The organism is Citrobacter sp. wls615 (genome assembly GCF_005281355.1).
In the GTDB taxonomy this organism is placed as follows: Bacteria; Pseudomonadota; Gammaproteobacteria; order Enterobacterales; family Enterobacteriaceae; genus Citrobacter; species Citrobacter werkmanii.
Genome location: NZ_SZXM01000017.1, coordinates 1 through 13134, shown reverse-complemented (window position 1 = coordinate 13134; position 13134 = coordinate 1). Strand labels below are relative to the sequence as shown.

Sequence of the window (13134 nt, the reverse complement as noted above, 5' to 3'; positions counted from 1 at the left end):
CTCAATCACAGGATGTGCGGCTATTTTTATCCTTCTGCGGGTGGTGCGGTAGCGAGCGCAGTGGTAAAACAGTTATACGCTGGGCGTATGAAGAAACTGATAATGATAAAAACTGAACGTATAGATAGGGTGGAGCTGATGCGCACGTTTGTGCGTATCGTGGAAGCAGGATCGCTTTCCGCAGCGGCAAAACAGATGGGAACAACGCAAGCGACCGTAAGCCGACGGTTACAATCCCTGGAAACTCTGCTTGGAGTGAAACTGATCATGCGTACCACGCATGCGATGAAATTAACCGACGATGGAGAGCGTGGTTACCAGCACGCCAAAAATATCATCGATGCCTGGCTGGCGCTGGAAGATGGACTTAATGTCACGGAAGATGAACCGGTGGGGACGTTGCGCGTACGAGCGCCGCATGCGTTTGGACAGCAACAGCTCCTTGAGCCGCTTTTGCAGTTTCTTTCGCGCTATCCACAGTTATCGGTGGAGTGGATGCTTAACGACAAAACCGTTGATTTTCTCAGCGATAATATTGATTGCGCGATTCGGGTTGGCGCGGAAGTCGATCCGGCCACGGTTTCAGTTTTACTGGCTGAAGTTCCCCGTAGCATGGTGGCGAGTCCTGTATTGCTGGAGCAGTATGGTGAAATTTCGCACCCTGAGCAGTTATCCGTGCTGCCGTGGATTGCAGTAAACACGTTTTTTCAGCATAGCGTTTCGTTGCTACACCAGGCGCGCAATGAACCTGTCACGCTGACTATTTCACCCAGATTAAGTACTGACAGTATTTATGTGGCAAGAAATGCCGCGCTGGCGGGGCTGGGAGTGACGATTGTTTCAAGCTGGATGGTTGAAGAAGATATCGCCAACGGACGTTTAGTTATGCTGCTACCCGAGTGGCGGGCAGCCTCGTTGCCGGTGCATCTGGTTTATCCCTGGGCGCGTTACTATCCGACACGGTTGCGCAAATTTTTAGCGTTAATGAAGGATGTTATGCCGCAATTAACCGGGATGAAACGCGTAGAGCCGATATAAAAAAAGCCGACCCTAAGGTCGGCTTTGAGGTTGATTATGGCTTATTCAACCGGCTGCGGGCGTGTTGCTGGCGCAGTGGCCTGATGCGTGGCGCTGTGTCCACCTGCGGCGCCTTTACCTTCAAAGGCGAATGCCGGGCGCTGCCAGTCGCTATGACGCGGCGCTTCTGGCACATAATCCGGCGCGGGAGCGCGAGTCATCGGCGCAGTCGCATGGCTGTGAAGGTGTTCGGCGTCAACGCTTGTGGCGACCACTTCAGCCTTAACGACCTCAGCTTCTGCAACCGGCGCGGCAACAACTTCCTGCGGCGCAGCGACTTCTTCCACAGTCGGCGCTACTTCCGCAACTTCTTCAACCACCTCCGGCTGGGAGACGACGATTTCCACAGGCTCTTCAACCGTGACTTCAGCTACAGGTTCAGCTTCAGCGGCGATTTCTTCAGCTACAGGCGCGTCAGATTCAGCGATAATTTGCGGTTGTTCTTCAACCGGGGTCGCAATGACTTCCGGATGCGTGGTTTCAACAACGGCAATCTGAGGTTCCGCTACAACTTCCTCTGGCTGCACGGCTTCAACCTGCGCAGGAGTGTCCACAATGTGCTCAACGGCAGCCGCAGCAACCTGAGGCTCTACCGCGACAGAAGCAGTTTGCTCCTGGCGAATTTCCTGCTCGCGTTGGTCTTCAACCTGCTGCTCCTGCGGACGAGCAATAGGGTAGCTGATCCATACTTTACCGGACGCTAATTCAGGAGAAGCACAGGCGACGGTTAGCGGCATTGGAGACTGAACCGGATAACGCTCGTCACGATAACGACGACGACGCTGTCCACTTACGCGCAGATGGCGAGGGGAACGGCGGGAACGACGCGGCATACCGTTGGAGTCACGCGCTTCGCTATTGTCTTCCTGCTCAGGTGCAACAACGGCTGGCAGATCAACTTTCGCCAGTTCGGTACGCGGAGCCGGTACGGGCTGCTCAACGGGTTGAGCGACAACGACCTCAGTTGCCACCGCGGCAGTTGCCACTTCGGCTTCAACCGCCGCGCTGTCCGTGTAACGAACTTTTTGGTTCAACTGACGCTGTTTACGACGAGTCTGAGGCTGACGTACGCGCTCTTCCTGCTCGGTATCCTGCGCTGGCTGTTCAGCCAGGTTCAGCTCTTTAACTTCCTGCTGCGCCTGACGCTTGTCATCGTTGCGGCGGCGGTTGCGCTCACGACGTGGAGTCTGCTGCTCATCACCTGATTTCACTTTGTCAGCGACATCACTGGACTGCTGGCGATTATCGCGTGCTTCCGCATTTTGCTGCTGGGCCTGACGACGGTTACGGCGATTATCATCGCGGTTTTCGCCGTTTTCTGCACGTTCGTTACGGTTATCACGATCGCCACGGCTATCGCGGTTATCACGACGATCGTTACGATCGCGGCGATTATTTTGACGCGGTTTACGGCGGTCCTGCTGACGTTCCGTCTTCTCTTCAGCTTTCGGTGCGGGTTGTTCAACCGGCTTCGCTTCTTCGTTACCGCCGAAGATAGACTTCAGTGCGCTGAAGAAACGGCTAATCAAACCTGGCTGAGAGGTTGTTGCTACGGTGGCGGCAGCTTTAGGCGCGGCGGCTTTCGCTGCGGGCTCTTGCACGGTTGGTGCTGGCGGCACGTCTGGCATAGCAAAGGTCGCGAGTGCCGGTTGCTCTGGCTGCTTACGCTCGACATACTCTTGTTCTGACGGCAGCTCCATTGCTTCCTCGTGCAATTTCGGCAGCAAGTAGCTCAGGGTTGGCGTTTCTTCGCCTTTGCGGACGCGCAGCACGGAATAGTGCGGGGTTTCCATCTGATCGTTTGGCACGATCACACAACGCACGCCATTCTGACGCGTTTCTATAGCGTTGACCGCAGTACGCTTTTCGTTGAGCAGATAAGAGGCAATCGGCACAGGAACGATCGCGTGAACTTCCTGGGTATTCTCTTTCAGTGCTTCTTCTTCGATCAGACGCAGAATAGACAGCGACAGCGATTCGTTATCACGCACGGTACCGGTGCCGGAGCAGCGCGGGCAGACGTGATGGCTGGATTCACCCAGCGACGGGCTCAGACGCTGACGGGACATTTCCAGCAGGCCGAAACGAGAAATATGGCTGATCTGAATACGCGCTCGGTCCTGACGCACGGCCTCACGCAGACGGTTTTCCACCGCACGCTGGTGGCGAACCGGTGTCATATCGATAAAGTCGATAACAATCAGGCCGCCGAGGTCGCGCAGACGCAGCTGACGAGCAATTTCATCGGCGGCTTCCAGGTTGGTGTTGAATGCGGTTTCTTCGATGTCGCCGCCGCGCGTAGCACGTGCGGAGTTGATATCGATAGCGGTAAGGGCTTCAGTGCTGTCGATGACGATGGAGCCGCCGGAAGGCAGACGCACTTCGCGCTGGAACGCAGACTCAATTTGAGATTCAATTTGGTAGTGGCTGAACAGCGGGATTTCACCGGTGTACAGTTTGATTTTGCTGCTGAAATCAGGACGGCCCAGCGCGGCGATGTGCTGACGCGCCATCTCCATGACTTTCGGGTTATCGATGAGAATTTCGCCGATATCCTGACGTAAATAGTCACGGAATGCGCGAACGATAACGTTGCTTTCCTGGTGGATCAGGAATGGAGCAGGGCGGCTGTCAGCGGCTTTTTGGATGGCTTCCCAGTGTTTCAGGCGGAAGCTCAGGTCCCACTGCAGCGCTTCGGCGGATTTGCCGACGCCTGCGGTACGCACGATAAGCCCCATGCCATCAGGCAATTCCAGGCTTGCCAGCGCTTCTTTTAATTCGGTACGGTCGTCGCCTTCAATACGACGGGAGATGCCGCCCGCGCGCGGGTTGTTCGGCATCAGAACCAGATAACTACCCGCCAGGCTGATAAAGGTGGTCAGCGCAGCGCCTTTATTGCCGCGTTCTTCTTTATCGATCTGAACGATGACTTCCTGACCTTCACGCAACACGTCTTTAATGTTGGGACGACCATGGGAGTTGTAGTTAGCGGGGAAGTATTCGCGGGCAATTTCTTTTAACGGAAGGAAACCGTGACGTTCAGCGCCGTAATCAACAAAAGCAGCTTCCAGACTCGGTTCAATACGGGTAATTTTACCTTTATAGATGTTGGCTTTTTTCTGTTCGTGTCCAGGACTTTCGATATCCAGATCGTACAGACGTTGCCCATCTACAAGGGCGACACGCAACTCTTCCTGCTGAGTCGCGTTAATTAACATTCTTTTCATCGTAACTTACTCATTATTCTTACATTGACGACTAAGCTGCGGGCAGAGTAATGCCTTTCCGGGTGTGAACCGATGGCCTCGTGTCTATTCGCGTCGCCAACCTCACGGTTATCGTCAGCTCAAAGAGGCGCAGAGTGTCGGTTGCCTGTATTTCATACGGAAACACAGCGCAATTATCAGGGGAACAGTCTGGGTGTTACTCTCCAGAAAAGCTTCCTTATTACCGGTAAGGACTGCAACCCGCAGCCCGCTAACTGCCTGAAAGATCAATACGTCTTACGCCATTGCTGCGTTGATGATCGGTCGGGCAAAATTGGGTCATTCCGGAAAAGGTCTTGTTTTAACAAGATTCAACACGGAAACAACCTCATTATTCCACTGCTAACCTTGTTATAGCAAGATGACTTTTGCCATTTATCACCCGGTTACTCACAGTTTTTTCACTTCCGCGTAGTGATTGGTTTAATAACCACCAAATCGGCTATGTCAAACTTAAGTAATAGGGTATAGCAGTTAATATAAGCATAGAAAAATGTGTGGCGCGAATCTTGATGGCTATTTAAAATCGGCCCCCATGAAAACAGAGACTCCAGCCGTAAAAACAGTTGCCATTACTGCCGACGAAGCAGGGCAACGCATCGACAACTTTTTGCGTACTCAACTCAAGGGTGTGCCGAAAAGTATGATTTATCGCATTTTGCGTAAAGGCGAAGTGCGGGTGAATAAAAAACGCATTAAACCCGAGTACAAACTCGAAGATGGGGACATCGTGCGTATTCCACCTGTGCGTGTCGCCGAACGTGAAGAAGAGGCTATTTCCCCAAATCTGCAGAAGGTTGCGGCGCTGACTGATGTCATTTTGTATGAAGATGATCATATTCTGGTGCTTAACAAACCTTCAGGAACGGCCGTACATGGCGGAAGCGGATTAAGCTTTGGTGTTATTGAAGGCTTACGCGCGTTACGTCCGGAAGCGCGTTTCCTCGAACTGGTGCATCGCCTGGACCGCGATACCTCCGGTGTGCTGCTGGTGGCGAAAAAACGCTCAGCCTTACGTTCGTTGCATGAGCAGTTGCGTGAAAAAGGGATGCAGAAAGACTATCTGGCGCTGGTGAGAGGCCAGTGGCAGTCGCATGTCAAAACCGTGCAGGCGCCGCTGTTGAAGAATATTCTGCAAAGCGGCGAGCGTATCGTGCGGGTGAATCAGGAAGGCAAGCCGTCGGAAACACGCTTTAAGGTGGAGGAGCGCTATGCGTTTGCCACGCTCGTGCGCTGTAGTCCGGTGACAGGGCGTACGCACCAGATTCGTGTGCATACCCAATATGCCGGGCATCCGATCGCCTTTGACGATCGCTATGGCGACCGCGAGTTCGATAAGCAACTCGCGGATACTGGACTGAACAGGCTGTTCCTTCACGCTGCGGCGTTAAAATTCACCCATCCGGGGACGGGCGAAGTGATGCGTGTTGAAGCGCCGCTGGATAAGCAGTTGAAGCGCTGCCTTGAGGTGTTACGCAGCAAAGCCTGATGCGCGTTGCTTATCAGGCCTACAATCGCGTTATGCGCTGTAGGCCTGACAAGACGCATCGCGTCGCCATCAGGCAGATTAACTAGGCGTTCAGCGGGTTCATCTCTTCCCGGCGCAGCATTTGACACAATGCGATCAGCGGCAGGCCGATCAGCGTATTTGGATCGCGGCCCTCAAGACGCTCAAAGAGAGCAATACCTAACCCTTCACTTTTAAAACTACCGGCACAATGTAGCGGACGTTCTTTGCGCAGGTAATCATCAATTTCCGCTTCGCTTAAATGCCGAAAATGAACATCGAACGGCTCGACCTCAGTTTGTAAATGTCCGGTAGCTGAATTATAAAGCGCCAGTCCGGTGTAAAACGTCACAATATTGCCACGGGCTTTGAGTAATTGTTGGCGCGCATTTTCTTCTGTTAATGGTTTGCCGGTTATTTCACCATCAAGAACACAAATTTGATCGGAGCCAATAATCAGATGCGCTGGATAACGGTGAGCGAGAGATTGCGCTTTTTGTTGCGCCAGTCGCGAGACTAAATGGCGTGGCGCTTCGCCGGGTAACGGCGTTTCATCCACCTCGGGAGCCGCGCATTCGAACGGAATTGCCAGTTTTTCAAGTAAAGCGCGACGCCAGGGAGAGGTCGAGGCAAGTATAAGTTGAGGCATATTTTTCCCCTCGCATATAGCGTATTGATGAGAGCCATTTTAAACTATGGACTTCGTCCTACAAGCTGGCTGTATTGGCTTGTCTTGAGCGATTTTAAGTCGATGACCCGCAATGTGTGCGAATTATTGGCAAAAGGCAACCTCAGGCTGCCTTTTTCTTTGACTATATGACGTTACAAAGTTAATATGCGCGCCCTATGCAAAAGGTAAAATTACCCCTGACTCTTGATCCGGTTCGTACGGCTCAAAAACGCCTCGATTATGAAGGTATCTATACTTCTGATCTGGTTGAGCGCGTCGCCGATTCTGTAGTCAGTGTGGACAGTGATGTGGAATGCTCCATGTCGTTCGCTATCGATAACCAGCGCCTTGCCGTTATAACCGGCGATGCAAAAGTGTCGGTTACGCTCGAATGTCAGCGTTGCGGGAAACCGTTCCCACTTCATGTTCACACAACATATTGTTTTAGTCCTGTCCGTTCTGACGAGCAGGCTGAAGCACTCCCGGAAGCGTATGAGCCGATTGAGGTTAACGAGTTCGGTGAAATCGATCTGCTTGCAATGGTTGAAGATGAGATTATCCTCTCCTTGCCGGTAGTTCCGGTGCATGATTCTGAACACTGTGAAGTGTCCGAGGCGGACATGGTCTTTGGTGAATTGCCTGATGAAGCGCAAAAACCAAACCCATTTGCCGTATTAGCCAGCTTAAAGCGTAAGTAATTGAGGAGTAAGGTCCATGGCCGTACAACAGAATAAACCAACCCGTTCCAAACGTGGCATGCGTCGTTCTCATGACGCTCTGACCGCAGTCACCAGCCTGTCTGTAGACAAAACTTCTGGTGAACAACACCTGCGTCACCACATCACTGCCGACGGTTTCTACCGTGGCCGTAAGGTAATCGCTAAGTAATCACGCATGACTCAATGGATTTCCCGCTTCGGTGAGAAAGACAGAGAGCGCAAGCGTGATGAAGCTTAGTGAGGCTTTCCCCGGGTAACTGGGGAAACACCTAACCGGGCAGCGACGATACCTTGACACGTCTAACCCTGGCGTTAGATGTCATGGGGGGAGATTTTGGCCCTACCGTGACAGTGCCTGCAGCATTGCAGGCACTGAATTCTAATTCGCAACTCACACTTCTTTTAGTCGGGGATCCCGATACAATCACGCCATTACTTGCCAAAGCTGACTTCGAACAACGTTCACGTCTGCAGATTATCCCTGCTCAGTCAGTTATTGCCAGTGATGCCCGGCCCTCGCAAGCTGTTCGCGCCAGTCGTGGAAGCTCAATGCGTGTTGCCCTGGAGCTCGTGAAAGAAGGTCGAGCGCAAGCCTGTGTGAGCGCCGGTAATACGGGCGCGCTAATGGGACTTGCGAAGTTATTGCTCAAACCTCTTGAGGGTATTGAGCGTCCTGCGCTGGTGACGGTTTTACCGCATCAACAAAAGGGCAAAACGGTGGTGCTGGATTTAGGCGCTAACGTGGATTGTGATAGTACGATGTTGGTGCAATTTGCCGTCATGGGTTCCGTACTGGCAGAAGAAGTCGTTGGGATTGCTAATCCTCGCGTTGCGTTGCTCAATATCGGCGAAGAAGAAACTAAAGGTCTCGACAGTATTCGGGATGCTTCTGCAGTGCTAAAAACAATCCCTTCCATTAACTATATAGGCTATCTTGAAGCCAATGAGTTACTGACTGGCAAAACCGATGTGCTGGTCTGTGACGGTTTTACCGGCAATGTCACATTAAAGACGATGGAAGGTGTTGTCAGAATGTTCCTTTCACTGCTGAAATCTCAGGGTGAGAGCAAAAAACGGTCGTGGTGGCTGCTTTTATTAAAACGTTGGTTACAAAAAAGCCTGACAAGGCGATTTAGTCACCTCAACCCCGACCAGTATAATGGCGCCTGTCTGTTAGGATTGCGCGGCACGGTGATTAAGAGTCATGGTGCGGCTAATCAGCGAGCATTTGAGGTCGCGATTGAACAGGCAGTGCAGGCGGTGCAGCGACAAGTTCCTCAGCGAATTGCCGCTCGCCTGGAATCTGTATACCCAGCTGGATTCGAACTGCTGGACGATGGCGAAAGCGCAAACTCACGGGCGCACAGATAACAGTGCGTTTGTGAATGCTGCCAGCGTACCGGCGTTTTGCTCGTGGCGGTATATAACCAAAAAGTGACTGAGCGTACATGTATACGAAGATTATTGGTACCGGCAGCTATCTGCCTGAACAAGTGCGTACTAACGCCGATTTGGAAAAAATGGTCGAGACATCTGATGAGTGGATCGTCACTCGTACAGGTATCCGTGAACGCCACATTGCAGCGCCAAATGAAACAGTTGCGACGATGGGCTTTGCCGCCGCAAACCGTGCACTGGAAATGGCGGGCATCGACAAAGAAGAAATTGGTCTGATTGTGGTTGCCACCACATCATCCACACACGCATTTCCAAGCGCGGCATGCCAGATCCAAAGTATGCTGGGGATCAAAGGCTGTCCGGCGTTTGACGTTGCGGCCGCTTGTGCGGGTTTTACCTATGCCCTGAGTGTTGCTGACCAGTACGTTAAATCTGGCGCAGTGAAGCATGCGCTGGTCGTGGGGTCTGATGTCCTGGCTCGTACCTGTGATCCAACCGATCGTGGAACGATCATTATCTTTGGTGACGGCGCGGGCGCGGTGGTGCTGAGCGCATCCGAAGAGCCGGGTATTCTCTCCACGCATCTGCACGCTGATGGTCGCTACGGTGAGTTGTTGACGCTGCCTAACGCCGATCGCGTAAATCCGGATAACCCGATTCATCTGACGATGGCGGGTAACGAAGTATTTAAAGTCGCGGTGACCGAGCTTGCCCACATCGTTGATGAAACGCTGGAAGCCAATAATCTCGACCGTTCTGCGCTGGACTGGCTGGTGCCGCATCAGGCAAACCTGCGCATTATCAGCGCGACAGCGAAAAAGCTGGGCATGTCGATGGATAATGTCGTCGTTACACTGGACAGACATGGCAATACGTCCGCGGCTTCCGTACCGTGCGCACTGGACGAAGCCGTCCGCGACGGGCGTATCAAAGCCGGGCAGTTGATATTGCTTGAAGCCTTCGGGGGTGGATTCACCTGGGGCTCCGCGCTGGTTCGTTTCTAGTATAAGGATTTTAACATGACGCAATTTGCATTTGTGTTTCCGGGGCAGGGTTCCCAGACCGTTGGGATGTTGTCTGAAATGGCAGCAAGCTACCCAATTGTTGAAGAAACTTTTGCTGAAGCATCAGCTGCGCTGGGCTATGATCTGTGGGCGCTGACTCAGCAAGGTCCGGCAGAAGAACTGAATAAAACCTGGCAGACGCAGCCAGCGCTATTGGCTGCATCTGTCGCACTGTATCGCGTATGGCAGCAGCAGGGGGGTAAAACACCTGCGCTGATGGCAGGTCACAGCTTGGGCGAATACTCTGCGCTGGTATGTGCGGGCGTAATGGGTTTTGCCGATGCCGTCCGTCTGGTTGAACTGCGCGGCAAATTCATGCAGGAAGCCGTACCGGAAGGTACTGGCGGCATGTCTGCGATTATTGGTCTGGACGATGCATCTATCGCTAAAGCGTGTGAAGAGTCTGCCGAAGGGCAGGTCGTTTCTCCGGTTAACTTCAACTCGCCGGGCCAGGTGGTTATCGCCGGGCATAAAGAAGCCGTAGAACGTGCAGGGGCTGCCTGTAAAGCCGCTGGCGCCAAGCGTGCGCTGCCGTTGCCGGTCAGCGTGCCTTCTCACTGCGCGCTGATGAAGCCTGCCGCTGAGAAACTGGCCGTTGAATTGCAAAAAATCACTTTCAACGCGCCGACTGTTCCAGTTGTGAACAACGTCGACGTGAAGTGTGAAACTACCGCAGACGCGATTCGCGATGCGCTGGTTCGTCAACTGTACAGCCCGGTTCAGTGGACCAAAACCGTTGAATTTATGGCATCGCAGGGCGTAGAGCACCTGTATGAAGTGGGGCCAGGTAAAGTTCTCACCGGTTTGACGAAACGTATTGTTGACACCCTGACCGCTTCGGCACTGAATGAGCCGACAGCGCTGTCTGCGGCGCTAGAGCAATAAAAGAGGAAGCCCATGAATTTTGAAGGAAAAATCGCGCTGGTAACCGGTGCAAGCCGTGGAATTGGCCGCGCAATTGCTGAGACACTCGTTGCCCGTGGCGCGAAAGTTATCGGTACTGCAACCAGTGAAAACGGCGCGCAGGCCATTAGCGATTACTTAGGTGCAAATGGTAAAGGTCTGATGTTGAATGTGACCGATCCGGCATCTATCGAATCTGTTCTGGAAAATATTCGCGCAGAATTTGGTGAAGTCGATATTCTGGTCAATAATGCCGGGATTACTCGTGATAACCTGTTAATGCGCATGAAAGATGACGAGTGGAACGATATCATCGAAACCAACCTGTCATCTGTTTTCCGTCTGTCAAAAGCGGTAATGCGAGCTATGATGAAAAAGCGTCATGGGCGTATTATCACTATCGGTTCTGTGGTTGGTACCATGGGAAATGCGGGTCAGGCTAACTACGCTGCGGCGAAAGCAGGTCTGATCGGCTTCAGTAAATCACTGGCGCGCGAAGTTGCGTCCCGTGGTATTACTGTAAACGTTGTTGCTCCGGGCTTTATTGAAACGGACATGACGCGTGCGCTGTCTGACGATCAGCGTGCGGGTATCCTGGCGCAGGTTCCTGCGGGTCGCCTTGGTGGCGCTCAGGAAATCGCCAGTGCGGTTGCATTTTTAGCTTCTGACGAAGCAAGTTACATCACAGGTGAGACTTTGCACGTCAACGGCGGGATGTACATGGTTTAACCACGATTGAAAAATATTTGCGTTATTAGTGGGAATGGCCTCAAAATAACGTAAAATCGTGGTAAGACCTGCCGGGATTTAGTTGCAAATTTTTCAACATTTTATACACTACGAAAACCATCGCGAAAGCGAGTTTTGATAGGAAATTTAAGAGTATGAGCACTATCGAAGAACGCGTTAAGAAAATTATCGGCGAACAGCTGGGCGTTAAGCAGGAAGAAGTTACCAACAATGCTTCCTTCGTTGAAGACCTGGGCGCAGATTCTCTTGACACCGTTGAGCTGGTAATGGCTCTGGAAGAAGAGTTTGATACTGAGATTCCGGACGAAGAAGCTGAGAAAATCACTACCGTTCAGGCTGCCATTGATTACATCAACGGCCACCAGGCGTAAGTGAACATCTCCAGGCGGTCATTCGACCGCCTGAGTTTTATCTTTTTATCCCACTTGAATTATTTTCCCTCCCTGGAGGACAACCGTGTCTAAGCGTCGTGTAGTTGTGACCGGACTGGGCATGTTGTCTCCTGTCGGCAATACCGTAGAGTCTACCTGGAAAGCTCTCCTTGCCGGTCAGAGTGGCATCAGCCTGATCGACCATTTCGATACTAGCGCCTATGCAACGAAATTTGCTGGCTTAGTAAAGGATTTTAACTGTGAAGACATTATCTCGCGCAAAGAACAGCGCAAGATGGATGCTTTCATTCAATATGGAATTGTCGCTGGCGTTCAGGCCATGCAGGATTCTGGCCTCGAAATTACGGAAGAGAACGCCCACCGTATTGGCGCCGCTATTGGCTCCGGTATTGGCGGCCTCGGTCTGATCGAAGAAAACCATACCTCTTTGGTAAACGGTGGACCACGTAAGATCAGCCCGTTCTTCGTTCCGTCGACGATTGTTAACATGGTGGCAGGTCACCTGACCATCATGTACGGCCTGCAAGGGCCAAGCATCTCCATCGCGACTGCCTGTACTTCAGGCGTACATAACATCGGTCATGCCGCACGTATCATTGCATACGGTGATGCAGACGCGATGGTTGCGGGTGGTGCTGAAAAAGCCAGTACCCCGCTGGGCGTGGGTGGCTTTGGCGCAGCACGTGCGCTGTCTACGCGTAATGATAACCCGCAAGCGGCAAGCCGCCCATGGGATAAAGAGCGTGATGGCTTTGTGCTGGGCGACGGCGCAGGCATGGTGGTACTGGAAGAGTACGAGCATGCGAAAGCGCGCGGCGCAAAAATCTATGCTGAAGTCGTTGGCTTTGGTATGAGCAGCGATGCTTACCACATGACGTCACCACCGGAAAACGGTGCAGGCGCTGCGCTGGCAATGGTCAACGCACTGCGTGATGCGGCTATCGAAGCGGGTCAGATCGGCTATGTCAACGCGCATGGTACGTCTACTCCTGCAGGCGATAAAGCTGAAACCCAGGCAGTGAAATCTGTCTTTGGCGATGCAGCGAGCCGTGTGATGGTAAGCTCAACCAAATCCATGACCGGGCACCTGTTAGGCGCTGCGGGCGCGGTAGAGTCTATTTTCTCTATCCTGGCGCTGCGCGATCAGGCTATTCCGCCAACCATCAACCTGGATAACCCGGATGAAGGTTGTGACCTGGACTTCGTTCCTCACGAAGCGCGTCAGGTGAGTGGTTTGGAATATGCTCTGTGTAACTCCTTCGGCTTCGGTGGTACCAACGGTTCTTTGATCTTTAAAAAGATTTAAGTCCCGTCAGGTGATGCGTTAGCATCGAAATAAAACTGAAAAGGTCCGCTTGTCGCAATACCGATCAGTTAAGGATCGGTTG

General features: G+C 52.6%; 12 protein-coding genes. 10 read left to right on the top strand and 2 right to left on the bottom strand.

All coding sequences use genetic code 11. The annotated features are described in order from the left end of the window. Positions 1–12: 12 nt before the first annotated feature. The gene (locus tag FDX04_RS05040) at positions 13–1038 is read left to right on the top strand and encodes a LysR family transcriptional regulator (RefSeq protein ID WP_137361026.1); all 1026 of its coding nucleotides are present in this window, start codon (positions 13–15) and stop codon (positions 1036–1038) included. A gap of 41 nt (positions 1039–1079) precedes the next feature. Here the strand turns inward: FDX04_RS05040 and rne are convergent, their stop codons facing one another. After that, positions 1080–4304, bottom strand: coding sequence for a ribonuclease E (rne, locus tag FDX04_RS05035; protein WP_137361027.1), 3225 nt, complete (start codon positions 4302–4304; stop codon positions 1080–1082). Positions 4305–4878: 574 nt separating this feature from the next. Between rne and rluC the strand changes: the two genes are divergently transcribed. Further along, entirely contained in the window at positions 4879–5832 is a 954-nt protein-coding gene (gene rluC, locus FDX04_RS05030) for a 23S rRNA pseudouridine(955/2504/2580) synthase RluC (protein ID WP_169742015.1), read from the top strand. Between the two features lie 82 nt (positions 5833–5914). On the opposite strand, the gene FDX04_RS05025 is transcribed toward rluC, so the two are convergent. After that, positions 5915–6499 carry a nucleoside triphosphate pyrophosphatase gene (locus FDX04_RS05025; RefSeq protein ID WP_042309189.1) on the bottom strand — a complete coding sequence of 195 codons (585 nt, stop codon included), beginning with the start codon at positions 6497–6499 and terminating at the stop codon, positions 5915–5917. Between the two features lie 197 nt (positions 6500–6696). Here FDX04_RS05025 and yceD point away from each other — a divergent pair, with 197 nt between their 5' ends. The 8 genes from yceD (at position 6697) to fabF (ending at position 13052) form a co-directional block, all read left to right on the top strand. Further along, complete coding sequence (yceD, locus tag FDX04_RS05020) at positions 6697–7218, top strand: 23S rRNA accumulation protein YceD (RefSeq protein WP_003036239.1); 522 nt, start codon at positions 6697–6699, stop codon at positions 7216–7218. Between the two features lie 16 nt (positions 7219–7234). Continuing rightward, positions 7235–7408: a 50S ribosomal protein L32 gene (rpmF, locus tag FDX04_RS05015; RefSeq protein ID WP_003036242.1), complete on the top strand. Its 174-nt coding sequence runs from the start codon at positions 7235–7237 to the stop codon at positions 7406–7408. Between the two features lie 122 nt (positions 7409–7530). Then, positions 7531–8610 (top strand): phosphate acyltransferase PlsX, encoded by a 1080-nt coding sequence (plsX, locus tag FDX04_RS05010; RefSeq protein WP_137361028.1) that lies wholly within the window; start codon positions 7531–7533, stop codon positions 8608–8610. Positions 8611–8687: 77 nt separating this feature from the next. Further along, on the top strand, positions 8688–9641 hold the full coding sequence (locus FDX04_RS05005; protein ID WP_006685075.1) for a beta-ketoacyl-ACP synthase III: 954 nt from the start codon (positions 8688–8690) through the stop codon (positions 9639–9641). A gap of 15 nt (positions 9642–9656) precedes the next feature. Continuing rightward, the gene (gene fabD / locus FDX04_RS05000) at positions 9657–10586 is read left to right on the top strand and encodes an ACP S-malonyltransferase (protein WP_042309182.1); all 930 of its coding nucleotides are present in this window, start codon (positions 9657–9659) and stop codon (positions 10584–10586) included. A gap of 12 nt (positions 10587–10598) precedes the next feature. After that, positions 10599–11333, top strand: coding sequence for a 3-oxoacyl-ACP reductase FabG (fabG, locus tag FDX04_RS04995; protein WP_042309180.1), 735 nt, complete (start codon positions 10599–10601; stop codon positions 11331–11333). A 155-nt stretch (positions 11334–11488) separates the two neighbouring features. After that, the gene (gene acpP, locus FDX04_RS04990) at positions 11489–11725 is read left to right on the top strand and encodes an acyl carrier protein (RefSeq protein WP_000103754.1); all 237 of its coding nucleotides are present in this window, start codon (positions 11489–11491) and stop codon (positions 11723–11725) included. Between the two features lie 85 nt (positions 11726–11810). Next, the gene (fabF, locus tag FDX04_RS04985) at positions 11811–13052 is read left to right on the top strand and encodes a beta-ketoacyl-ACP synthase II (protein WP_003036260.1); all 1242 of its coding nucleotides are present in this window, start codon (positions 11811–11813) and stop codon (positions 13050–13052) included. Positions 13053–13134: the final 82 nt, after the last annotated feature.